General features: G+C 38.4%; 29 protein-coding genes and 1 pseudogene. 2 read left to right on the top strand and 28 right to left on the bottom strand.

Annotation, left to right across the window (positions count from 1 at the left end; translation table 11 throughout):
* Window positions 1-13 precede the first annotated feature (13 nt).
* The 12 genes from D0T87_RS22050 to D0T87_RS21995 form a co-directional block, all read right to left on the bottom strand.
* Entirely contained in the window at window positions 14-340 is a 327-nt protein-coding gene (locus D0T87_RS22050) for a DUF302 domain-containing protein (protein ID WP_239063849.1), read from the bottom strand.
* 313 nt (window positions 341-653) lie between these two features.
* Window positions 654-2,372: an arsenical pump-driving ATPase gene (gene arsA / locus D0T87_RS22045; RefSeq protein ID WP_129733297.1), complete on the bottom strand. Its 1,719-nt coding sequence runs from the start codon at window positions 2,370-2,372 to the stop codon at window positions 654-656.
* A 5-nt stretch (window positions 2,373-2,377) separates the two neighbouring features.
* On the bottom strand, window positions 2,378-2,707 hold the full coding sequence (arsD, locus tag D0T87_RS22040; protein ID WP_129733298.1) for an arsenite efflux transporter metallochaperone ArsD: 330 nt from the start codon (window positions 2,705-2,707) through the stop codon (window positions 2,378-2,380).
* A 122-nt stretch (window positions 2,708-2,829) separates the two neighbouring features.
* Entirely contained in the window at window positions 2,830-3,051 is a 222-nt protein-coding gene (locus D0T87_RS22035; RefSeq protein ID WP_129733299.1) for an ATP-binding protein, read from the bottom strand.
* A gap of 11 nt (window positions 3,052-3,062) precedes the next feature.
* The gene (locus D0T87_RS22030; protein WP_129733300.1) at window positions 3,063-3,296 is read right to left on the bottom strand and encodes a thioredoxin family protein; all 234 of its coding nucleotides are present in this window, start codon (window positions 3,294-3,296) and stop codon (window positions 3,063-3,065) included.
* A gap of 28 nt (window positions 3,297-3,324) precedes the next feature.
* Window positions 3,325-4,023 carry an aromatic aminobenezylarsenical efflux permease ArsG family transporter gene (locus D0T87_RS22025; RefSeq protein WP_129733956.1) on the bottom strand — a complete coding sequence of 233 codons (699 nt, stop codon included), beginning with the start codon at window positions 4,021-4,023 and terminating at the stop codon, window positions 3,325-3,327.
* Window positions 4,023-4,451, bottom strand: a complete 429-nt coding sequence (locus D0T87_RS22020; RefSeq protein ID WP_129733301.1) for a nitrophenyl compound nitroreductase subunit ArsF family protein — start codon at window positions 4,449-4,451, stop codon at window positions 4,023-4,025. The genes D0T87_RS22025 and D0T87_RS22020 overlap by 1 nt, the downstream gene beginning before the upstream one ends.
* Before the next feature lie 30 nt (window positions 4,452-4,481).
* Window positions 4,482-5,516: an ACR3 family arsenite efflux transporter gene (arsB, locus tag D0T87_RS22015; RefSeq protein ID WP_129733302.1), complete on the bottom strand. Its 1,035-nt coding sequence runs from the start codon at window positions 5,514-5,516 to the stop codon at window positions 4,482-4,484.
* Window positions 5,509-5,943, bottom strand: coding sequence for an arsenate reductase ArsC (locus D0T87_RS22010; protein WP_129733303.1), 435 nt, complete (start codon window positions 5,941-5,943; stop codon window positions 5,509-5,511). Before D0T87_RS22010 ends, arsB begins: the two co-directional genes overlap by 8 nt.
* A 12-nt stretch (window positions 5,944-5,955) precedes the next feature.
* Window positions 5,956-6,789: an arsenite methyltransferase gene (gene arsM, locus D0T87_RS22005; protein WP_129733304.1), complete on the bottom strand. Its 834-nt coding sequence runs from the start codon at window positions 6,787-6,789 to the stop codon at window positions 5,956-5,958.
* An 88-nt stretch (window positions 6,790-6,877) separates the two neighbouring features.
* Entirely contained in the window at window positions 6,878-7,210 is a 333-nt protein-coding gene (locus tag D0T87_RS22000) for a helix-turn-helix transcriptional regulator (RefSeq protein ID WP_129733305.1), read from the bottom strand.
* Window positions 7,211-7,277: 67 nt separating this feature from the next.
* The gene (locus D0T87_RS21995) at window positions 7,278-8,291 is read right to left on the bottom strand and encodes an IS110 family transposase (protein ID WP_129733306.1); all 1,014 of its coding nucleotides are present in this window, start codon (window positions 8,289-8,291) and stop codon (window positions 7,278-7,280) included.
* A gap of 438 nt (window positions 8,292-8,729) precedes the next feature.
* On the opposite strand from D0T87_RS21995, the gene D0T87_RS21990 reads away from it, so the two are divergent.
* Both D0T87_RS21990 and D0T87_RS21985 read left to right on the top strand, forming a co-directional pair.
* Window positions 8,730-9,062, top strand: coding sequence for a hypothetical protein (locus tag D0T87_RS21990; protein ID WP_129733307.1), 333 nt, complete (start codon window positions 8,730-8,732; stop codon window positions 9,060-9,062).
* A gap of 113 nt (window positions 9,063-9,175) precedes the next feature.
* Complete coding sequence (locus D0T87_RS21985; protein WP_129733308.1) at window positions 9,176-10,171, top strand: hypothetical protein; 996 nt, start codon at window positions 9,176-9,178, stop codon at window positions 10,169-10,171.
* Between the two features lie 44 nt (window positions 10,172-10,215).
* Here the strand turns inward: D0T87_RS21985 and D0T87_RS21980 are convergent, their stop codons facing one another.
* From D0T87_RS21980 to D0T87_RS21905, 16 genes and pseudogenes are all read right to left on the bottom strand, one after another.
* On the bottom strand, window positions 10,216-10,560 hold the full coding sequence (locus D0T87_RS21980; RefSeq protein WP_129733309.1) for a hypothetical protein: 345 nt from the start codon (window positions 10,558-10,560) through the stop codon (window positions 10,216-10,218).
* The gene (locus D0T87_RS21975) at window positions 10,551-10,913 is read right to left on the bottom strand and encodes a hypothetical protein (protein ID WP_129733310.1); all 363 of its coding nucleotides are present in this window, start codon (window positions 10,911-10,913) and stop codon (window positions 10,551-10,553) included. The genes D0T87_RS21980 and D0T87_RS21975 overlap by 10 nt, the downstream gene beginning before the upstream one ends.
* A gap of 350 nt (window positions 10,914-11,263) precedes the next feature.
* Window positions 11,264-11,707: a PH domain-containing protein gene (locus tag D0T87_RS21970; RefSeq protein ID WP_129733311.1), complete on the bottom strand. Its 444-nt coding sequence runs from the start codon at window positions 11,705-11,707 to the stop codon at window positions 11,264-11,266.
* Window positions 11,708-11,718: 11 nt separating this feature from the next.
* Entirely contained in the window at window positions 11,719-13,590 is a 1,872-nt protein-coding gene (locus D0T87_RS21965; RefSeq protein ID WP_129733312.1) for a DUF4116 domain-containing protein, read from the bottom strand.
* 2 nt (window positions 13,591-13,592) lie between these two features.
* Complete coding sequence (locus D0T87_RS21960; protein WP_165359883.1) at window positions 13,593-14,192, bottom strand: M23 family metallopeptidase; 600 nt, start codon at window positions 14,190-14,192, stop codon at window positions 13,593-13,595.
* A gap of 185 nt (window positions 14,193-14,377) precedes the next feature.
* A pseudogene (locus tag D0T87_RS21955) lies at window positions 14,378-14,806 on the bottom strand (DUF3872 domain-containing protein); the annotation flags it as partial.
* A gap of 20 nt (window positions 14,807-14,826) precedes the next feature.
* On the bottom strand, window positions 14,827-15,165 hold the full coding sequence (locus D0T87_RS21950) for a hypothetical protein (protein WP_129733314.1): 339 nt from the start codon (window positions 15,163-15,165) through the stop codon (window positions 14,827-14,829).
* Window positions 15,166-15,178: 13 nt separating this feature from the next.
* Window positions 15,179-15,763, bottom strand: coding sequence for a conjugal transfer protein TraO (locus tag D0T87_RS21945; protein WP_129733315.1), 585 nt, complete (start codon window positions 15,761-15,763; stop codon window positions 15,179-15,181).
* A gap of 2 nt (window positions 15,764-15,765) precedes the next feature.
* Window positions 15,766-16,728 carry a conjugative transposon protein TraN gene (gene traN / locus D0T87_RS21940; RefSeq protein ID WP_129733316.1) on the bottom strand — a complete coding sequence of 321 codons (963 nt, stop codon included), beginning with the start codon at window positions 16,726-16,728 and terminating at the stop codon, window positions 15,766-15,768.
* Window positions 16,729-16,799: 71 nt separating this feature from the next.
* Window positions 16,800-18,155, bottom strand: a complete 1,356-nt coding sequence (gene traM, locus D0T87_RS21935) for a conjugative transposon protein TraM (RefSeq protein ID WP_129733317.1) — start codon at window positions 18,153-18,155, stop codon at window positions 16,800-16,802.
* Entirely contained in the window at window positions 18,148-18,423 is a 276-nt protein-coding gene (locus D0T87_RS21930; protein WP_129733318.1) for a TraL conjugative transposon family protein, read from the bottom strand. The genes traM and D0T87_RS21930 overlap by 8 nt, the downstream gene beginning before the upstream one ends.
* Before the next feature lie 3 nt (window positions 18,424-18,426).
* Complete coding sequence (traK, locus tag D0T87_RS21925; protein ID WP_129733319.1) at window positions 18,427-19,050, bottom strand: conjugative transposon protein TraK; 624 nt, start codon at window positions 19,048-19,050, stop codon at window positions 18,427-18,429.
* Window positions 19,051-19,071: 21 nt separating this feature from the next.
* The gene (traJ, locus tag D0T87_RS21920) at window positions 19,072-20,058 is read right to left on the bottom strand and encodes a conjugative transposon protein TraJ (RefSeq protein WP_129733320.1); all 987 of its coding nucleotides are present in this window, start codon (window positions 20,056-20,058) and stop codon (window positions 19,072-19,074) included.
* Between the two features lie 20 nt (window positions 20,059-20,078).
* Complete coding sequence (locus D0T87_RS21915) at window positions 20,079-20,699, bottom strand: DUF4141 domain-containing protein (protein ID WP_203558762.1); 621 nt, start codon at window positions 20,697-20,699, stop codon at window positions 20,079-20,081.
* 37 nt (window positions 20,700-20,736) lie between these two features.
* Entirely contained in the window at window positions 20,737-21,039 is a 303-nt protein-coding gene (locus tag D0T87_RS21910; RefSeq protein WP_129733322.1) for a DUF3876 domain-containing protein, read from the bottom strand.
* Between the two features lie 5 nt (window positions 21,040-21,044).
* On the bottom strand, window positions 21,045-21,624 hold a 580-nt coding region (locus D0T87_RS21905), incomplete at its 5' end, for a TraG family conjugative transposon ATPase (RefSeq protein WP_239063847.1).

Raw genomic sequence — 21,624 nt, 5'->3', positions numbered from 1 at the left:
AATCTCTGAACGTCTACGAAACGACTCCGAATGTTTTAGGAGTTTTTGAAAGATAATCAATAGAAATACAAAGAAAGACGGGGTTAACCGAATACTTACGTTCCATATCATGCTCCAATATTCTGCCGGAATATTTGGGGTTGCACAATTCTATGACTTTTATCGGTAGCACTTCTTTCCCATTTTTGCGAAGCGTTTCCTGCATATCATGAATATGCTGTATTTTCCAGTTTCCGAGAGACTGGATTTTTTCGGATAGTTTATCGAAGGTTTCGTCATAACTGTAACGGCTTACGTTTTCTAAAAACATTGCGCTCTCAGGTTGTTCTGTTGATTTCATGATTCTTTTTTTATATTACTCTATGTTATTATTTAAACAATTTTCTTGCCAAAAAGGTTGCATAATACGTTTATTATCCGCTTTATTTTTACTATTTACATTGCATGAAGATACAAGCACCTTACATAATTTTATAAAGATTTTGATAGTCAATTTTTAACAGCTAAATATGCTAAAAGTCTGATTTTCTTTAAAAATGGATGTACATCATCATTAATTTAAAATAAAAAAGATTGATGAAAATCGAAGATTTTTAAAAGATCTGCAAATTATTCGTTTATTTTCTTCAGAATAATTTGCAGATCGTTCTAAATTACACTTTTTCCTTCCATTCAATAACGGCAAAGTTCCCGTCTGAAATCTCCTTCACTTTATTAATCCATTGCACTTCACTTAATGCTTTAGCTTTAAGGAATGGACTATTGGTTGAAGTCAGCAAAAGACTGGAATTAACCACCCACCATTTATTCTTAATTCTGGCACGTTGTAAGTCCTGTTGCAGTCTTTGTGCTTCAAACACAGGTGTTGTTTCCGGCAGGGTTACGATAACCACTTCCGTTTCCTTTTCGCTTCGCAAGCGAGGTAATAGGTTTTGAACCGCAGGGGTGATATTTCCCTGTGTCCGTTCTACTTCCTTATGATAACTTTGGGTTGAATCCAGCAGCAGCAACGTGTGTCCGGTTGGTGCAGTATCTATCACAACCACTTCATTATCCGCTTTGGCAACTATTTCGGCAAAGGAATTGAAAACGGCAATTTCCTGTGTGCATGGGGAACGCAGGTCTTCTTCGATATAACTTAAATCAGCATCACCCATTGTTTCCCTTGCTTTGTCAAGCACATTTTTCTGATAGGCAGCAAGCACCGCTTTTTCATCTATATGGCTTACTGTGATGCCGTCTATTTTCGTTTCGATATAAGCCAAATGGTTTGCAGGGTCAGTTGTAGTCAGATGCACTTTCACTCCTTTTTTAGCCAAACCACGAGCAATATTCCCGGCAATGGTAGTTTTGCCTACACCGCCTTTACCCATCGTGAAAATCACCCGTTTACCTGTTTTGTAGAGGTCTTCAATAACGCTGTCAATCGTATTGAAACTACGTTTCTCAATATCCGGACTTTCGTTCTTTATGGCTACATCCGCATTCAACATATTACGGATATTATCAATGCCTGTCATGTTATAAGAACGAAGCGGAACAATATAGGTGTTCAGTTTTAGCAAGGCTGCCGAACGGTTATTCAGCGCATTTTGCTGGTGTTCATAAATCTGTTTGGAAATACTATCGTCTGCATCGTAGTTTTCTAATACGCCATTTATGATTAAATGCTGTGTTTCGATACCTATATCCGACAACTCATTGGATGAACGTTCGACCTCTTTCAACGGGCTGTCTTCCGGTCGGCTGACAAGGAAGAGCGTTGTTTTAGACTTATCGGTTAGATTTTTTACCGCATGTTTATATACATCTTTGCGGTCTTCCAAACCTGATAATTGTCCTAAGCACGAAGCTCCGGTCGTATTTTCGTCAATAAAAGTATCCCACGCAGAAGGAAGTTGCAACATACGGAGTGTATGACCTGTTGGGGCTGTATCAAAAATGATATAATCATAGTTTTTGCTCTTATCTTCGTCAGTGATAAAATCAGAAAATTCATTGAACGCTGCGACCTCTACTGTGCATGAACCGGATAGTTGTTCTTCCATATTAGCAATTACACTTTCAGGTAATTTACCCCGATATGGAGCGATAACCGATTCCCTGTATTCGGCAGCCGCTTGTTCGGGGTCAAGGTTTACAACAGTCAAGCGGGGTACATCTTTAATGGGAGTACCTTTATTGTCTAACGGCATATCAAATACATCCTGTAAATTGGATGCCGGGTCGGTACTCAACAACAATACTTTTTTTCCACTATCTGCAAGACTTACAGCTGTAGCACAGGCGATAGATGTTTTGCCTACACCGCCTTTACCCGTGAAAAATATATACTGGGTAAGTTTTTCGTTTGAAGGATTATACTTTTTCATGTGGGTTATTTTTTTATTGTTAGTTCATCTTCTGAAATATCGAGCCATTCTGCAATCTGCTTATTTGATGGATACGCCTTTTTTATAGCAATTTCACCATCAACTGTGATTAGAGGAAATACGTCTGCTCCTTCTGCCATAAGGCAATCATTGACAACCTTCGTGGTTACATATACCTGAGGATGGTCTCGCAAGTTAAAACGTTCAACTATAATTCCTTTTTGTTTCAATGTTTCAACCACAACTGCTATACGCATCAACTCAGGGTCGATATTCACTCCGCACAATCCGGTAGGACAGCATAATGCAGGGTCATAAATTTTAATTGTTTTCATTTTTAATATTTTATTTGTTATTAATTCTATTTATTCAATGTTCGTAATGTAGCGAACTATTTGGTTAAAAAAATAGACGCTATCTGATTCAAAACAGCATCTATTCAATGCGTACAATTCTATCAATTACAGTAATCCATTGTTGCTGCATCACCAAAGTAACTGATTGCAGCAGTAGGGCAAAGAGGTTCGCAACCATGACAACCAGTTACACATCCATCAGGATATACAACTACTGGTTTCTCATTTTCTATCGCATAAACTCCTTTCTTGCATTTTTCAAAGCAAGCGGAACATCCTGTACATTTTTCCGAATCAATAATCGGATACCATGTGCTGCTCATAATGTGATGTTTTATAGATTCAGGGATTTCTTTATTTCTTCTTCACTCGGAACATACCCTTTCAACTTTACTTCTCCATCAACAACAACCGCAGGTAAAGACATAATGTTATACTTCATAATTTCAAGTATATTTTCTTCCTTCTTCAAATCGGCAGCAATGTTATTATCTGCCAACACTTTCCGGACAGATTCATAGGTTGTTTTACATTTGGCACAACCTGTACCTAATACAATAATCTCCATATTATTTATCTTATATTGTTATTTCTAATTAAATGCTTGTAATTATGTAGTAAATACCCACTATTATAAAAACGGCAGCGACAATCCATTTAAACCATTTCTGGAAGACACTCATCTTATTGTAGAATTTGCCTACGTTGCTAACACTGTATGCCAACAGCCATGCAATGATAATTACAGGCAACCCGGTAGCTATGGCAAATACAGGGGGAAGTAATAACCCTGACGGGCTGGCAATAGTCATCGGGATTAATCCACCAAAGTACAATACACCGCTATAAGGGCAAAAAGCCAATGCAAACAGCAAACCGAGCAGGAAAGCGTCGAGGTAGGTTTTCTTTCCTTTCTTGTTTTCTATTTTTGAGGTTAGCTTATTCATTCCCGGAACCTTTATTTTAATAATGTCCAACATGAATATCCCGATAATGACTAATGCTATCCCAAGCCACATTCCCCCAACATTCTGCAAAAGTTTAGCTACCTGAAACTGACTTGCTCCAAAATAGAAAATCAAACCAAGTGCCGTATAGGTAAACATTCTGCCGAGTGTATAGAATACGCCATTAAACATTACTCTTCGCTTATCGCCTATATCTTTACTAAGATAAGCGGTAGCTGTAATGTTGGTTGCCAATGGGCAAGGACTGATTGCAGTCATTAAGCCCAAAAGAAACGCCGTTAGTAATGGAAAGTTAGAGCCATCCACAAGATTCTGTAAAAACTCCATCATAATCTTTTATTGACTTCGGTTTTGATCAGGTCAGTGAGGTTTTCGGGAGTATTCAAAGCGTTGGCAAATGCCTTGTCGGTAATATCTATGGAATTATCCCCTTTGGCAATAATAAGGGCATTCCATGTTACTTCATATTTTTCTACGAGTGAAGCATTTTGTTTTTCATCGGTTTTTACTTCAATGAATTTCACGTGTGGATTGTCTGCATAAAGTTCTTTTATTGTCTTCTCTGTTACATCGCCTACCGCAATACAGGTTTTACAGCGTTGTTTACCGTGGAAATAGTAAACGTTCACCACAGAAGCATCCGCTACTTGCTCTTTAGCTTGCGTTTCAGTGGCTTGTCCGTTGTTTTTTTGTGCATTACCACCACAGGCTACCAGCAATATGGCAAAAAGCCCGATTAAAATACTTTTTTTCATACAATGTGTTTTTATTAGTTTGTACTATGTTTATTTATAATATTTCTTCCGAAGCCAAAAAGCCAAGTTCACTAACAGGATTAATACCGGGACTTCGACCAATGGCCCGACTACTCCGGCAAAGGCTTGTCCGCTATGTAATCCGAATACGCCGATTGCCACTGCGATAGCCAGTTCAAAGTTGTTTCCGGTTGCAGTGAAAGCAATAGAAGCATTTTTATCATAAGAAGCCCCCATAAACTTACCTGCGAAGAAACTAAGCAGGAACATCACGACAAAGTAGATAAGCAACGGTATGGCTATCCGAACCACATCCATTGGTATTTGTACAATCAATTCACCTTTCAGGCTGAACATAAGAACGATTGTAAATAACAGTGCAATTAAGGTTATCGGGGATATTTTCGGGATAAACTTTTCCTTATACCATTGTTCTCCTTTCAATTTCACTAATATAAGTCGGCTCAATATTCCCATTAAGAAAGGAATACCTAAATATATAGCAACCGTTTCGGCAATCGTACCGATGGAAATATCAACGATAGCCCCTTCAAACCCGAAAAGGGGAGGAAGTTTCGTAATAAACAACCAAGCATAGAAACTGTAAAAGAATACCTGAAAGATACTGTTCAGGGCTACTAAACCTGCACCGTATTCCGTATTTCCTTCCGCAAGGTCATTCCACACAAGCACCATTGCTATACATCTCGCTAATCCGATAAGGATTACACCTACCATGTATTCAGGGTAATCGTGTAAGAAGATGATGGCAAGTACAAACATTAATATCGGCCCGATAATCCAATTCAGGATTAACGAAACTGATAATATTTTTACGTCCTTAAAAACCTTCGGTAATTGTTTATAATCGACTTTTGCCAATGGCGGATACATCATTAAGATTAAACCGATGGCTAAAGGGATGTTTGTAGTTCCACTGGATAATGAATCTATTGTAGTGCTGAAAGATGGGAAAAAGTAACCCAGCCCAACCCCGATAGCCATTGCCAGGAATATCCAAAGAGTGAGATTCTTATCTAAAAAACTCATTTTCTTCTTACTCATTGCCTTTTATTTTTTCTATGTATAATTTATAAAATGCTTCTTTTATTTCATCCCGTACCCGGATATATTCCGAATGGATAAATTCTGGTGACCCTTTTGCTTCTGACGGATCTTCAAATCCTATGTGCAAACGGTTTTTCACTTTACCGAAAAAAGTAGGACAGTTTTCATTTGCCCCACCACAAACCGTAATGACATAATCCCATTCTTCATTCAGATACTTATCTACACTATCGGAAGTATGGCTGGATATATCTACTCCGGCTTCTTTCATTACTTCTATGGCTTTGGGATTAACCTTTCCGCTTGCATTTGTCCCTGCAGAGAATACTTTTAATGCAGGGTCGAAAGATTGCAGGAAGCCATGTGCCATTTGGCTACGGCAACTATTGCCTGTACAAAGAATTAAAACTTTTTGTGCATTCATATCAAAACATTATTAACAGCATCCGGAACTACAATCGCAAGCACTTTCAGGTTTTACACCTGTTACTGTAATAGAGAATATCTTTGAATTATTCTCCTTGTATTCATGGAATGATTTTTCATCAAGATGCTCTTTTAGGATATCATCAGGGACAACGATAGGTTTTTCCCTTTGTATTTTCACCTGTAAAAAACCTGCACTGAAAATCTTAACCATATATTGTTCTTTAGGAATTGCTCCTGCAATGCATCCGGCGTATAATTCTGCTACTTGTTTGATGGATTCAGGTAATTCACCTTCTAAAACCACATCCGAGATGCAGAAATGCCCACCGGGTTTTAAAACCCTGAAAATTTCATGGAAGATTTTATCTTTGGTTGGTAATAGGTTTAATACGCAGTTACTTATTACAACGTCAACGGAATTACCACCAATAGGCATATCTTCTATTTCACCTTTGCGGAAAGTGACATTTGTAAAACCTCTCTTTTGTGCGTTATTTCTTGCCTTTTCTATCATAGCATCTGTAAAATCAATACCGATGATTTTCCCTGTTTCTCCGACTTCAGCGCGGGCTACAAAACAATCATTTCCTGCCCCGGAACCTAAATCCACAACAAAATCGCCTTTTTTTAATCCGGCAAAAGCTGTAGGAAGTCCACATCCCAGACCTAAATCAGCATCTGCTTCATAGCCGTCAAGCTGACTGTAATCCTCATTCATAATGTTATACACATTATCAGAGGAACAGCATCCAGAGCCACAACAAGACGACTGGTTATCATTTTGTAAAGCAAGTGCGCTGTATTTTTGCTTTACCATTTCTTTAATTTCTTTATTTTCCATATATAATAATAAGTTTATCAAAAATTCAATTCGCTTTAAAGCGAATTGTCTGTAGGTTCGCAAACATACGAACTTTAAAGATAAAAAATTATGTATTACAACAATTGTCTGATATTTCTACTTCAGTCAATAAAGCTTCAAATAATCTTTTCGCTAAAGACCAGTTTTTCTGATTAATGCAATACTTAACAGATGGCAATGTAATTTCACCTTGTATCAAACCGGCATCTTTTAATTCATTCAAATGTTGCGATAAAGTGCTTTTCGCTACTGGTAACACTTCAGACATATCTCCATGATAACAACATTCTTGACTTGCTAACAATTGCAGAATAGCAATCCGTACAGGATGCGAAAGGGCTTTGGCGAAACGTGCCATTTGCACCTGCTCAACCGTATATCTTTTCTTCACTTTTTCCATCTTCTTCATTTTATAGTTCGCAAATATACGAATAGTTTTTTAATTCGCAAATATACGAACAGTTTTTTCAGACAACAAACTGATTAGTATAATTTGAGTTGTATAGTTCATTATTCTTTATTACGGCAAACATGCGGGCTACGAGTTTGGCTCTGATAGCATTTAGTACTGACATTTTATTTTTGCCCTCAGCAACTTTTCTATCGTAATATACCCTTAATCCACTATTCTTATTTTGAATAGCAGATAAGGCTGCTAAATGGAGTAAAGATTTTATACTTTTATTTGCTCTATGGGAAACCCGATTTTTAGAATGCTGACTACTTCCTGATGAATAACTGAATGGAGCAACACCCGCATGGCAACAGAATTTACGACTATCTGTAAATCGTGTAAAGCCTTGTGTTTCCAGTATCATTTTTAAAGAAGTTTTTTTACCTATTCCTTCAATGCTCAATAATAATTTCATCTGATGAGATAATAAAGCATCCTTTGCTACAATATCCTCAATCTCCGCTTCAATATTAGCTATTGCTTTATCTAATTCTTTAATAAGCAGAGATAATCTCTTTGACTTCAATTTATAGACTCTATCAGGCATATATTCTTTTTGATCTGATAATTGAGCTTGGTATTTAGCTCTATCAACACATAGCATATTTAATTCTGTTGTTAATAGCTTTATTGATTCAACACTTATAGTTGGGTGGTTATATATTTTAAGTTTATCTATATAACGATAGGCATATAAAGCAATACGCTTTGCATCTACGGGATCATTTTTTCCTCGTTGCAACCCTGAACTGTATTTTATTTGAGTAGGATCTTCTAACCAAAGTTTATAGTTTCCGGCTTGACAAGAGATTGTTAAAGGATAAATATATAATCCTGTAAATTCAGCACATACTACTATTTGTTCTGCATCTATATTTTGTTCTGCACAAATTACAGATAAGTAGTCCTCGATACTCTTTTGATGATTTGAAATAACATCTTGTTTCACCACCACACCATTACTCAGGAGGCAACAATCCAAGTTCTTTTTACTCACATCAATTCCAATAAAATAATAGTTTCCCATAATAAAGTGATTTAATGATTTATAATTTGGAAAGGCATTTGAATATATCCTAAAAACCTTAAATATCTTTCAGATAAAATTCTTATATAGGTCTAATCCAAGACAAATAACAAGTTCGTTATAGTAACATAAGTTATTCCTATTTTCCATGCTGATTTACTTGTTATTTTCCTTTCTTCTTAATTCATAACGTAAATCATTAAATATTCTTGAAATTAAATGAATAAAATGAGTCCCAAATAGTAACATAGACTTTACATTTCTCTTTTTCCATACGGTTCACTCATTATAGTTTATAAAATAATTACAATGCAAACCTAAGGTTTTTCCATGAGTAAAAGTAATCTAACGGAAGAAAAAGTAACAAAAAGCCTTTTAAACCTATTTGTTTTCATACATTTGAACAAATAGGTATTTTTGTCTTGAAATCTCAATAATATGCCTGTAAAAATAGAAAAATGGGTAGTTGCCCAAAAAAAACATAAATTGTCAGATAAGCACGTCCAGATGGCTCGTGAGTTGGGACTAAATCCCGATAAATTAGGTAAAATAGATAACCATAAACAGGAAACATGGAAAGTTCCGTTACCCCAGTTTATCGAAGATATATATATCAAACGGTTTAAACGGGAAGAACCTGTTACTGTTCGCTCTCTGAATGACATTATCGCAGATGACAAAGCAAAAAAAGAAAAGAAGAAAAAAGAGAAAGCTAAAAAGCGTGCTTTACGAGAACAAACCGATAGTAGCGAAAATAAATACATAGAATAATCTACAAATTCCACTATGGAAAGTAAATTGTAGATTAACAGATATTTAAAAAGTTAAATGAAATCATCTATGATATATATAAATTCTCTACTTTTGCATAAAAAGCGATAAGCATGAAGGTTGAACATATAACATATAAAGGCTCTACACTTGTTAGAGATACTGATGATATTACAGAGGAAACAATAAATTTACTCAAACCCTTTGAGGACATTAATAAGGAAAAGAGCAAATTGAAATTTCCTTTAACTAATTTGGAAGTCGTTACTACCATAGCCAGCAACGTTGCTATTTTTAACTTTGAAAAAAATAATATCCCTTTGTATATGAACTTTTGCTGTTTTGAAGCAAAAGACGCATCTATGGTATTGGAACTGGTTGATAATTTTATAGAGAAAAGAGGATTTGAGAAATTGACTACTACCCCCAAAGAAAGCTCTTTTATATATACAGTTCCTTGCTATCCTTCCGCTTCGCTTACAAGCGGAGAAGAAGAAATGATAATGGGCGAAGTGGAACTATACATATATTATTCCTTATATCTCAACGATTACCGAAAAAAAACAAATAACACACATTCTGCTGACACTACATCAAAAGAAAAAATAAAATACGAGGTGGGTAAGAGATTCCCTGATGAAAGATATTTGAATCAAATAGAAACAACTGCTGCTATTATTAATACAGCATTTTTTGATGTTTTTTGCAGTTTCCATGAACCAACGACAGAAGAAATAAGACTATTCCGAAAGGGGAAATTAGATGTTTACTTATATGAAAACTCTAACATTCCATTTCTGATTTTTGACATGGGTTTTTCTTTTGAAGTGAGTATTGATGTAACTAAAATTCCAGAGGAAAAACAAGACGATTGGTTAAATTCAGAAGCAAATATAATAACAATGTTTCTTGTGGATGCCGGAACCGGAATCATGCAGGGAATAAGAACAATAAGTATTCCCCCCAATTTTGCAGAAAAAATTAGGGATATATCGGAAAAGCAGTTACAGGAGGACATAAATGTAGAACAAGCAATAGATCAGATAACGGAACAACTTTCAACAGAGCAAATGATGAAGAAATCAACTCTAAAATATACCGTGAAATAAAAAACAAAAGAAGCATTAAAGTTAAATTTAATGCTTCTTTTGTTTTATCGAGGTCTGTCAAAATCATTTTCCATTTCCCACCTGATCCAATCCTCCAGAGAATCAAATTCGTGAGGCATCTTGTCCAATGAATGCCTGTCAATCTTCAGTTCCTTTTGTTTCTCTCTGTAATGTCTGTCTAATTCCTGCACCTTCCTTTGGTATTCCTTTTCCATTTGCCGACTATCAATTATCCACCAAGTTGTAAAGCCTACCACGAACAGGATAAATACAGAAACGAAAAGTATCTCCCCTTTTGAAATGTAGCCCATAGCCCGCAAATCCTCAAACACAAATTTCTTATACTCAATATAGTCTTTTACTTTAGTATAGATTGTCTTTATTTCCATAAACGGGGTTTATTATGGGTAACTGAAAACATATTAAAATAGGTTCTCTCCGGCTTTTCCTTAGATAACAAATGAACAAAGCCCGTGCGGGTTACAATCTCCACATAAACCTCTGTTTCGTCCAGATGTACTATGTCTTCAAATCGAATACAATCCCGTGTACTGACTAATTCTTTTTTCCCTTTCATTGCTTCATAGACATACTCATAGTCAGGAAAAATAAATAGTGATTCTTTAATCGAAATTCTGTGTAATACCAGTATAGGACGGATTTTATCACAAACAGTAAACTTATTTACAGGTGATTGCCTTTTAAGGTAAAGTTTAGAAATGGCTTTTTGTGCAAAATTCATGATCTCTCTGTAATATTATGTTAGTACCAAAAAACAGGCGCAAGAATTACTAAATATCGGCTTTGAGGTACCGCCAAGCACCCACTCACTCAATAGATAATAACCTCACGCCCTTGCCGGTATATGCGAGTAACATATATACAGACTGACGGAAGCTAACATCCATTACCATGTGAGTGAGTTCTAAAATATTTGGCGGTTTTCAAAACCTCACTATAATGCTGCTATTTCCTATGTAAGAACCATCCGATGACTGGCATCGTTATAAATGATCCTGTGTGCAAAAATACACAAAAACAATGGAATATTACTGATTTTGAAAACATAAATCAATAGCACGCCACTGTAAACTATCCTATTTGCTTGTTGATTTCTCGCTTGAATGTAAACGGACGAGCGATAAAAGGATAGCTACTGATAGCACCGCCAGTCGTTACTGTAATAGTTCCAAAATTAAATATACGTCCCAACACGTTCTGGCTTACATGCAATCCTTCGCATTTAGCCAGGACAAGTTCGACCGTTCTGCGGCTTATTACACCCGTTTTCAAAATTACTCGTTTATTAGTAACGGCATAAATCGAACCAACCTTTATCAAAACACGCTGTACAAGGGAAACCAACCCCAAGAACAGCAATGTTACACCTAAATAGCGTGTCATCCGGGCATCATCAAGATAACACATATAGCCAATACCCAACAATATAGCGGGTTGGAGAAAAAGAAATATATGTATTTTTGCCCTGTATTTTATTTCTTCTCCGGGCTGTAAATATGTAGATAAAAAGTTCATATTTTTGTTTTTTAGATTTTCCGCCCTTTCCCTTTTCGGTCTGGCTTTTTATTGATTTGGATAGAGTTTTTTTGTTTTTCTGCGGTAGTTTGTTCCACAGATTTGACATTTAGGTTTTTGCTCTTTGCATCATACCTTAATTCTCCAATTTTCACAAAACCATTAGATGTTTGTATATCCTTAACTCTAATAGATTCTCCATTATATAGCTGCTTATGCTGATCGTATGATAAGGGCTTATTTATTATATTTTCCACTCTTTTGTGGAATGTATAAATGTTATCGCCCTTGCTAATCTCTTCTGGAATATTGATGTTATATCCCTCAATAGCTTTTTTAGTAAATAAAATCATATCAGCAGTCCTCATATTAGAAGGAACCCAACCTAATGAACTGGGATCACTCTTAACGGCTGTTTCAGCAACTTCGGGTGTCCAAGCCTTTTGCGGTATAACGTGAAAACTTCTACCGCTCTTTTGTAAAGCATCTTTTGCTATTTCCGGTGTGATTAAATCATGACTAACAATATGTAACAACAAATCCACTTTTTCGGGATTAGTATGAGCTTTAAATACTTCCAGCAACATTTGAGATGATGTAACAGAATTAACAACAGAGAAATCGTTTTTATCTTTCCCGAAAGTATTGTCCAAAGCAATCCGACACAATTCATCGGTTCGGTCTTCATAAGGAATACCTATTAAGTTTTTCGGATTATCTTTTACCATTTTTCGATATTGTTCTTCCCCTTTCATTTCATCCAAAATATACGGAATGGCATAAGGACTGCTTTTTATAGCTAACTCACATAATTCTTTTGTTTTTTGGCTTTCTGGAATATGTGCCAAGTATGATCCGTCACGTTTTACAGCAGCTTCGCATAATTGTTTATCCTTAAATTGGATGGGGATATTGTAAAACAACTCTGGTTGTTTCTCAAAAATTTTATATGCCAAATCCTGTTTTATATAATCAGGCTTCATATTCTCCAAAAATTCTTTCGTAGTGGAGTAATCTTTGCATTGTTCATTGAAAACCTTTAGATGAATATCCTCAAACGGTATAAATGACAATATACGGGGATGACTGGCTGTATTTACCGCTTCCAGACAAACTTCATGTGTTAGTTTATCCGCAGGGAAATACTGTATTGCAAAAGCGTCTTTCTTTAAAGCCTGATTACATAGTTCCGTAGTTTTCATTTCATCGGGAACATATCTCAGGCTATGAAAGGTCGAATTAATTGCAGCCTCGCATAATTCCATCGTTTTATCTTTGTCAGGAATATTATATAGCCGCATACCATCACCTTTAACAGCCTCCATTCTTAACTCATAAGAATGAAGATGTTCCGGAATAAAGCCTAATACTCCCGGTTCATCCTTAACACCATACATGGCCATCTCCGCAGTCATAATTTGCGGATTGATGAAGCCGTATATATCCATCATATTAACCATAGAATTTTCATATAGCTTTATCCCATGCATACAAACGTCTGGATAAGGGATGAAAGCTAACACTTCGATACCCTCTCCCGTAATATCATAAGCGGAATGAAGGGCTCTTCGGCACATTTGTTCTGTTTTCATTTCTTCAGGAACAAACTGTAATGCCCAGCCGCTATTCTCCACAGCAACATTACATAGATCGGATGTTTTCATATTATCAGGTATGTACTCCAATGTTAAACCATCACCTTGAAGTGCCTTTTTCATAAGTTTTTCATTCAGAATATTTTCAGGCACATACCTTATATTATCGGGATCAACTTCAATGGCAGCCAGAGAAACACTTTCAGTTCGTCTATCTCCGGGTAGTGTCATAAATCTGTCTTTATCCTTACTGACAAATTCAGCATCTTGTTTTTCTTGTGGATTCATTTTTATTTATTTTTCGTTGTTATAATTTCAAAAAGGCAATAACACCATTTTTGGGGATTCAGATAGCGCTTACCTTTTCTTACTTCGTAATGCAGATGGCTACCTGTCGATACTCCTGTATTGCCTACACAGGCAATCTGTTGGGTTATACTTACCGAATCCCCTGCATTTACCATCGTCTTACTCAAATGGGCATAAAATGAATGGAAACCGCCTGCGTGTTCAATCTCAATGTAGTTCCCATATCCCGAACAAAAACCCTTGCGAACTACTATCCCGTTACCAGTGGCATAGACTGGGGTACCTTTGATTTTAGGAATATCAATCCCGGTATGAAATTTTTGTATTTTATAAACAGGATGATAACGCCTACCAAAGCCCGATGAAATATATAGCGGTTTTTTTATTGGAAAAATCACAGGATAGTCGGATAACTCATCAATAGACATTTGCAAAGAATCCGCTATCTGTTGGAACTCATTTATAGAATAGGCAGATTTCGTACAGTCTTCTATTTCCGATTTTCTGTTTAGAGAATCAAACGGCTGCCCCCATAAAGGCAAATGCAGCAAAACGGTGACGAATATTAGTAGGTATTTCATAATCAATCTGTAAAAACAGTAAGTACCCGAAATAATCCGGGTACTTTACTTATTCAACTTCCTCACCCCACAGATCTACGTCTGTCGGTGCATTATTCAACGAATGGGCTATCCATAGCCAGCAGAGGACGTTTAACACGATATAGCTGCATATAATCATGGACTGATACTTTTAGTAAATCATCATCTTCTTCATCATCCCCCTTGTCATTCTGCCAACTAAATGTTTTTTGCACGACCTGACCGAATGAATCTTCGATATATACGTCGATAACCTGCTGATCCGTACTGTGTGATGTATAATAGAGCCGGAATGTCGTTTTATTCAACGGATATAGGTCATTCGGTAGAAATACCGTTCCGTCATCCATCCGCAGTTCTCCTTTTCCATCACTTTGAAAATACCTGATAAAGAACCGGGCGTTATCATAGTCACCTTCCTTTACCAGTTGGCATCGAATCTCCGCACTCTCGCCCTGAACGATTTTTTTCTGGACGGGCATAGTAACAAGATCAAATGAATAAGCCTGCTGAATATCCAAATCGTCACTACAGGCACAGACTATTGCCGATAGCAATAGCGTGTATAAAAAATATGCTAAAAACTTTTTCATGTTTTTTTATTTTAAAATATTTATTGTTTTGTCATTTTATCAAAGACAGCATCAATACCTCTAACCTCTTCCTTGAAATCAGCAATAATATTATACTTGTCTATTTCCAGTTCTATTCTATCTTCTCCAATATTAAGGAGCATACGAGTTTTATCACTGTCATTAAAAACGTAGTTTACTTCCTTCGCTATTTTTTCAAAATCGTCTTTTGAAATAAACCATTTTAATGTGAAACCAACCCCCGCTGACAAAGCAGACATATTATACATATTCACAGGGACAGTATCATCCTGCGATAAATGTTCATTATTCCAGAATCTTAAAAATTCTAAGAGGTTATCTGATGTTGTTGCTATCATTTCTTCTCAAAGTTTAGTTTATTATAAATTTTAACCCTAATCCGTACTGGAAATGAAAATGCCCTGTTGATGTTCCCCACAATATCCGTTCACGGGCAGTCAGGAGCAATACAACACGGTCTGATAAATAGGTTTCCATTTCCAACGTAATAGCACCCCCATAAATGAACCGGTCTTTATTCCGGAGTGTGGAACCGTCAAAAAGTGTTTTTTCTCCCCAGTTGCTTGTTTCATATCCGGCAAGAGCAGATCCGCCCAAAGAAAAAAGGACTACTTTATTATGGTCGGAAAGAAATTTCAGGTAATAACCACCCTCTCCAGTGAACTGGCTGACAGGTATTCTGTCATCTTTATAAGGGTAATATTTATTCAGGAACTCGGCACCGAATACCCACTTATTTGCATGTTTGGTATAGGTGGCCATCGACAACCCGAAATAATAGCCCAGTTCATTCTTTTTGTCTGACAAATGGAATCCATCTACCATTCCACCAGTTACCTGTATGCCTTGCATACCGGGCAAACAACGCTGTGCGTGTGCTTGGTCTGCAAAGACCAGGCACAGCACAAACGTTAGTATAAGTAATAGCCGTTTCATGGTTATTTAACTTTCAATTCGTTGATAACTTTCGCCCTTATCAGGTCGGCATTTTCGACAACAAAACTTTGATGCCGTCCGCCCTCTTTTTCGTTCAGTTCGATGATAAGGTGCTTATCATCCGGTATCGTAAACTTCGGCAAAGTGAAAATCACACGTTCTGTCCGTTTTCCACCTATCAATGTCAGGTTATTATGCGCCCGGAGTGGTACAATTACCTGTTCCTGAATGGCTGTACGTTTCGCCAGTTTTTTATCTACAATCTTGAAAGTGATAAAATCTACATCAAACGGCACATTGGATGAGTTTTTGAGTTGCATGTGGAAATAAAGCAATCCGTTATGCGTGTAAATTCCTTTGAGTGTGTACTGAATACCGAAACGTTTGGAACCGATGTGCTTTATTTCCCTGTCATCATTTTTATAGATAGATTTCATTATCAGTTTAACCAGTAACGGCGATTCGCTACCCAATTCCCTCATGTAAATCTCCATAGCGTTATTTGGTCTGTTCACGGCTTCTCCATCATGGATAAAGTCGGTCATTTCGACACTCAATTTCACCGGTTCATCGGCATATTTAACATTAAAGGTATAGTATGCGCCATCGTCGGTAATGACCGCCAAATTGCTTTCACGAGAGAAGTCCCGGAGAGCAGCTTTTACACGCAATACGTTTTCCGCTCCAGCAGCTTTGGCTGCCAACAGGTCGGCAGAACCCAAATCGACATATCTTATAGCAGACGGGAAAATGATATGCACTGTCTTTGAGAATGTAACCTCCAGTGCGTACGGTGGTATCATCCGGTTAAAGGTTAGCGGTCTGGTCAGACCGTCAAAATAATCTCCGGTAGAGGGAGAAATATTTGCTGTTTGCTGTTTTTCTACGCTCTGTTTTTCAACATCCTGAGCGTTCGCTGTGAATACGCACCCGATAATAGCGAGTGCAAAAAGAATTTGTTTCATACGAAAAATTGTTTTAATTGTTAATTACTAAATACTATTGGATTTTTTTAGTGGTAGGCTTACGCCCTGTTTTATACCTTTGGAAGAAGTAATACCTGATGATTAGCTTTCAATGTTACTTCCACTTTACGCATTTTTTTACTGACGTATTGCGACAATCCCTGAATGGCGCTTCGCCCCAAATCGGCGGCAAGCTGTGAACCTGCGTCGTCTGTTATGGTAATGCTACTGCCCATCGACGTACCCATGTTGGCTGCAATTTCTTTAGCTGCGTTCATTTCATCCGAACCCGGAGCCGAAAATCCCCGCAATCCGTCTAAATCGTAAACATCCATTTCAACAGGTATCACATTATCTGCATACTGTATAGAAATGATTGTTACCTGAAGCCGCTCCCCGCTAATCTTCGCACTTCCTGTCAGAATAGTATTAGCAGGAATCAGAATATTTCCGGCTCTCATAGGCTCCAGTAAACGCAGTTGCATTTCTTTCCCATCGGAAAGTTTTATAGTCTGGCACACACAAGCCTTGATACCGTTTTTCTCCCTTACGCCTTCCTGTCCGGCAGCCGTGATAAATCCCATGTTACGGGGCTTGCTGTATTGCTCCAGAAACTCGTCATTATCCATTGGAGCTGCCAAAAGCGAAACAACACTGTGATGTACCTGTGACACAGGCTTCGGGGTTACTTTCTCACGCAGGTTGATTGTGTTATCCCCATTTTGTTGCTGCTGTCCGTCAGGCGTTACCTGTCCCTGTGCATTGGGCGTGTATTTGGCTGCAATCTGATAAGATTTTTCTATCAGTTCCAGTTGTTTATCCTCCGCACTTTTCGCAGCTTCGGCTTCTTCCAGTTTACGCTCCAATTCCTGCATACGCCGATCCAAAGCAAGCTGCTGTTCATCGGCTCCGCTTGCGGGTTGTTCATACCAACTGTTTAACTGGCGGTTTACATCCTGATAAGCATGGGCTGAAGATTGGATAGGAGAAGCCGCACTACGGGAGTTATCGGGAGAATCGGGAGTAACAGGAGCCGTGCGCACCTGTTTTTCGTAATCTTCCTGCGTTTTGCGGTCTTCATCTTCACCGAGCGAAAATGCAAAGTCTTGTAAACTACGCCTTTTATTTTCTTCTTTGTTACGCATGGCTTCCTGTTCGTAAGCTGTCCGCTTATCCCCTACAATACCTTCGTCTTTAGGGATGGGTAGTTCAGGGTTAAACCCGTCGGGTTGCTTTTCATCCTTTCCGCCGGAGGGCGCAAAGATGAGCCACATAGCCCCGATGAACAGCAAGACAAACAAGGGATAGACAAGCATCTTTTTCCGCTTCTGAATCTCCTGCGGCGTAAGCTCTTTTTTAGGCTTACTCTCTTTCTTTTTTTCAGTAACTTCCGGTTTCGGTTCGTTACCTTCGTTTTCCTTACTCATAATCAAATCTGTTTATTTGGTTGATACTATCTGCTTTCTGCTGATACTCCAGTTCCAGTTGCTTGATATGGTCTATCTGCATTTCCTGACCGCTTTTCTTTCCCATATTATATATGGAAGAAACCGTCATGTAGATGGAACCTGCGCCAAACACGAAAAGCATTACAAGGATTATAATAATCCGTCCGTCGGGCGTTATCTGCCCTAACAATGACCGCAGACCGTCTTCCATCCAGTCCCTTACGGCTGTAAGTTTTTTCTTTATCATGGCTTATCGGTCTATTGTTCTTAAATCCCTGTTTTCTATTATCTCAAAGCGTTCCATAGTGAACCCATGAGGATTATTGTCGCTTCTGACAGAGTTTATCAGGTCGCAGCGTGTAACAAGGCTTCGCTCCGTTACATTACTTGCCCTGATAATCATTTGCCGGGCGTAGGTCATTACCTTATAGGGATAAACATCGAGATTACATGCCACAGAATCAATCTGAATAATCTGATTGATATTACCCGACACAATGCGGTTGTAGTAACCTTTTTCCGACATATCCTGATAATAGCGGAAAGCACTTTTGTCCACCAGAAAGAGTGCCCTGTTGATGTTTGATTCAATGGCGCTTTTATCCGGTGATAAGGTAAAGAACAGTTCGTGAAATCGCTTGATATGCTCCCTTGCTTCAACAGGACGGTTTTGAGATAAGTCCTGTGAAAGAGCCAACATAAGCGATTTTCCTTCATCCAATACATAGATTTTCTGCCGTTGTGCTTCCGCAAAGCTGAATGAGTTCCAGACTGCATATCCGGTAATTCCTGCACACAGCACCACAAACACAATGGCGATAATCCTTATTTGCTTGAAACTTGTTTCAATATTTTTTAAACTTTTGAACTCCATGTTTTTAATTACATTTATTGGTTATTTACCAAGCAAACGACCGCCAACGTTTCCGGCTACTGATCCCGCAACGCCTCCGGCAATTCCACCTGCTTTACTTGCTGTTTTGTTTACTGCGCTTCCGTATGCACCCGCTCCACCTGATTGAATAATCCATCCGGCTACGGTCGGGATAGTGAAGTATCCGATAATTCCGATAATCAAGAATACGATATACACACCATTCGAGCCGTCGGGAATATAGTTCGGATCTTGCAACAAGGCTATATCCTGTTCAAGCATCAAAGTCTGTATGCGTGCCAGTACGGAAGAAAAAATGTCAGAAATAGGAAGCCACAGATATACGCTTATATAGCGTGTAAGCCACTGGGTGAGCGTTGCCTGAAACCCGTCATAAATGGAAAAGGCAAACGCAATAGGCCCCAGTATGGCTAACACGACAAGGAAAAATGTGCGTATCGTATCAATGACCAATGCGGAAGCATTGAACAGCAGTTCAAAGAAATCCCTGATTACCTGCCGGAACCATGCCTTGATATCATACCAAAGGCGTTCTCCCCACATACTGATAATTTCAGGCGTATCGGTAATACCGAGGTCTTTCATTTTTTGATCGTACACTTTATCATCGACAAGCCACGCTTTACCCTCACGGACACGGGCTTCGTACTCCAGATTATCTTTCTGTTGCTGATAGGCTTTCATATCCATTGTCTGCGATTCCAAAATGCTATGAGTACCTGTAACAATGGGACTCATAACCGCATTGATAGTTCCCAAAACCAGTGTAGGGAAAAACATTATACAAAGCCCTATCGCAAAAGGACGGAGAAGCGGAAACACATCAATAGGCTCCGCACGGCTTAACGCCTGCCATACCCTGTATGCTACATAAAAGAGTGCGCCCAATCCTGCCAACCCCTTTGCAACCCCAATCATGTTGCTGCAAAGAGGTATCATGTCTTGGTACAGATTCGCAAGAATCTGATGTAAGTTGTCAAAATTCATAACTGACTACATTTGTTTGATTACCAATATCTTTCGGCAGGACTACCGTAAAGAGATAATACCCTGTCCGTATCGCCTTTTTCTTTGGCACGGATATACGAAACCGATATACTCTTTTGGGTATAATACTTAGTCAGGTTACGATAGTCCAACATCTTAGTATAAATGTCATCTATCGCATCCATCCGTTCTTTATCGGACAGGGAAAGCCCGTTGCTTCCGGTAACTACGTTTTTCAAATCCGTTACCAACGCTCCCCCTTCCTCCAGTAGTTTGGCATAGCCTGTTGAGATTGCCGCCAGTTCATTCGGGGTAAAATTGGGATCACCCACCATTTTATTAAATCCGTTCACGTAGATGTCCGTAATTTCGCTGACCATTGAAATCGTCTTTTGTACCTTACGGGCATCTTTAATCAGATTGTGGACAGACTTCAAAGCGTCGTAGTATTCCTTTCCCTGATTGTAGATTTTGATACTTTTTTGCAGGTTTTTTATCATATTACCTGCCGTGGATGTACCTTGTATCGCACTTGTGATATTTTGCACAAGATTGGTCGGATCGGTTACAACCCACTGCGCTTTCGCCTGAAATGAGAACATAGAAAGTGCCACTATCAGGCACATAAATATTCGTTTCATACTTTTTATTTTTTAATGATTATTGATTTTGTGTACCTTAATCGTACACCCTTTTGTATTCGCCTTCGGTAGTAAGCAGAAGCATATCCCGCTCATCATCGTAGGCAATGCGAATCATACCGTAGAAATAGAAAAAGGTAATCCCCCAGCTCTGGCACAAAGGGACGGTAAACGCCGTGTTTTGTTTGTAAATAAACTTCAACCGGAACCGACTACCGTCATGGAATATTTTAAGTCCGGGGGAACCGCAAAGGCTTTCCCATGTCCCGCATATCTCTCTCATCGGGAAATGGGTATGAAGTTGCGGTGCCGCAAACGGCTTACTGTTTTTTCTTTTCATGGCATCTATCCTCCGTACTCCTGTCGCTTGCTTTCAGCAATCTGCTTAATCGCCAGTTCCATATTTCCATCCAGTTTTTCAGCCAGTTGCATCACTTCCATTTTCTCCGATTCTTCGGTTGTATAGGTGTAATATTCTTCCAGACTTACTTCTGTGGCATATACGGCACTTTGTACACCTCCTAACCCAAACCAGACTTCCTTGTATTTACGACTGGGTACATTGGACATATTGATAGAGAGTACCTGCGATTTTTCCTTTTCGGTCAATCCCAACAACGCCTGAATACTGTCAAATTTGTTCATGTATTTTCTTTGGTCGAGCAAAATTTTACAGTCGCTATTGTTGATAATACTCTCTTTCACAATAGGAGAAGCGATAATATCATCGACCTCCTGTGTAACGACAATCGCCTCTCCGAAGAATTTCCTCACAGTCTTAAAAAGATACTTAATGTACTCTGCCATACCCTCTTTAGCGATTGCCTTGCCGGGTAGGTCAGGGGCATTACTGCCCCCTCCCCCCCTAAGAACCGTACGTGAAAGTTTCCCTTCATACGGCTCAAGCAACTTTAAATTTCTATCT

The sequence above is a fragment of the Bacteroides sp. 51 genome, assembly GCF_010500965.1.
Classification (GTDB): domain Bacteria; phylum Bacteroidota; class Bacteroidia; order Bacteroidales; family Bacteroidaceae; genus Bacteroides.
Note: the sequence above shows the minus strand (reverse complement) of the source record. Positions and strands in the feature narration are given on the sequence as shown.

Excerpts from the sequence above, each read along its gene's own strand:
- D0T87_RS21970 (WP_129733311.1), bottom strand. The coding sequence starts at position 11,707 with ATGAACTTTTTATCTACATATTTACAGCCCGGAGAAGAAATAAAATAC.
- D0T87_RS21960 (WP_165359883.1), bottom strand. The coding sequence starts at position 14,192 with ATGAAATACCTACTAATATTCGTCACCGTTTTGCTGCATTTGCCTTTA.
- D0T87_RS21990 (WP_129733307.1), top strand. The coding sequence starts at position 8,730 with ATGCCTGTAAAAATAGAAAAATGGGTAGTTGCCCAAAAAAAACATAAA.
- D0T87_RS22050 (WP_239063849.1), bottom strand. The coding sequence starts at position 340 with ATGAAATCAACAGAACAACCTGAGAGCGCAATGTTTTTAGAAAACGTA.
- D0T87_RS22025 (WP_129733956.1), bottom strand. The coding sequence starts at position 4,023 with ATGGAGTTTTTACAGAATCTTGTGGATGGCTCTAACTTTCCATTACTA.
- D0T87_RS21945 (WP_129733315.1), bottom strand. The coding sequence starts at position 15,763 with ATGAAACGGCTATTACTTATACTAACGTTTGTGCTGTGCCTGGTCTTT.
- D0T87_RS21975 (WP_129733310.1), bottom strand. The coding sequence starts at position 10,913 with ATGAATTTTGCACAAAAAGCCATTTCTAAACTTTACCTTAAAAGGCAA.
- arsA (WP_129733297.1), bottom strand. The coding sequence starts at position 2,372 with ATGAAAAAGTATAATCCTTCAAACGAAAAACTTACCCAGTATATATTT.
- D0T87_RS22000 (WP_129733305.1), bottom strand. The coding sequence starts at position 7,210 with ATGGAAAAAGTGAAGAAAAGATATACGGTTGAGCAGGTGCAAATGGCA.
- arsM (WP_129733304.1), bottom strand. The coding sequence starts at position 6,789 with ATGGAAAATAAAGAAATTAAAGAAATGGTAAAGCAAAAATACAGCGCA.
- traK (WP_129733319.1), bottom strand. The coding sequence starts at position 19,050 with ATGGAGTTCAAAAGTTTAAAAAATATTGAAACAAGTTTCAAGCAAATA.
- D0T87_RS22010 (WP_129733303.1), bottom strand. The coding sequence starts at position 5,943 with ATGAATGCACAAAAAGTTTTAATTCTTTGTACAGGCAATAGTTGCCGT.
- arsB (WP_129733302.1), bottom strand. The coding sequence starts at position 5,516 with ATGAGTAAGAAGAAAATGAGTTTTTTAGATAAGAATCTCACTCTTTGG.
- D0T87_RS22020 (WP_129733301.1), bottom strand. The coding sequence starts at position 4,451 with ATGAAAAAAAGTATTTTAATCGGGCTTTTTGCCATATTGCTGGTAGCC.
- D0T87_RS21950 (WP_129733314.1), bottom strand. The coding sequence starts at position 15,165 with ATGATAGCAACAACATCAGATAACCTCTTAGAATTTTTAAGATTCTGG.
- arsD (WP_129733298.1), bottom strand. The coding sequence starts at position 2,707 with ATGAAAACAATTAAAATTTATGACCCTGCATTATGCTGTCCTACCGGA.
- D0T87_RS21910 (WP_129733322.1), bottom strand. The coding sequence starts at position 21,039 with ATGAAAAGAAAAAACAGTAAGCCGTTTGCGGCACCGCAACTTCATACC.
- D0T87_RS21965 (WP_129733312.1), bottom strand. The coding sequence starts at position 13,590 with ATGAATCCACAAGAAAAACAAGATGCTGAATTTGTCAGTAAGGATAAA.
- D0T87_RS21930 (WP_129733318.1), bottom strand. The coding sequence starts at position 18,423 with ATGATAAAGAAAAAACTTACAGCCGTAAGGGACTGGATGGAAGACGGT.
- traJ (WP_129733320.1), bottom strand. The coding sequence starts at position 20,058 with ATGAATTTTGACAACTTACATCAGATTCTTGCGAATCTGTACCAAGAC.
- D0T87_RS22035 (WP_129733299.1), bottom strand. The coding sequence starts at position 3,051 with ATGAGCAGCACATGGTATCCGATTATTGATTCGGAAAAATGTACAGGA.
- D0T87_RS21915 (WP_203558762.1), bottom strand. The coding sequence starts at position 20,699 with ATGAAACGAATATTTATGTGCCTGATAGTGGCACTTTCTATGTTCTCA.
- D0T87_RS21985 (WP_129733308.1), top strand. The coding sequence starts at position 9,176 with ATGAAGGTTGAACATATAACATATAAAGGCTCTACACTTGTTAGAGAT.
- D0T87_RS21995 (WP_129733306.1), bottom strand. The coding sequence starts at position 8,291 with ATGGGAAACTATTATTTTATTGGAATTGATGTGAGTAAAAAGAACTTG.
- traM (WP_129733317.1), bottom strand. The coding sequence starts at position 18,155 with ATGAGTAAGGAAAACGAAGGTAACGAACCGAAACCGGAAGTTACTGAA.
- D0T87_RS22030 (WP_129733300.1), bottom strand. The coding sequence starts at position 3,296 with ATGGAGATTATTGTATTAGGTACAGGTTGTGCCAAATGTAAAACAACC.
- D0T87_RS21980 (WP_129733309.1), bottom strand. The coding sequence starts at position 10,560 with ATGGAAATAAAGACAATCTATACTAAAGTAAAAGACTATATTGAGTAT.
- traN (WP_129733316.1), bottom strand. The coding sequence starts at position 16,728 with ATGAAACAAATTCTTTTTGCACTCGCTATTATCGGGTGCGTATTCACA.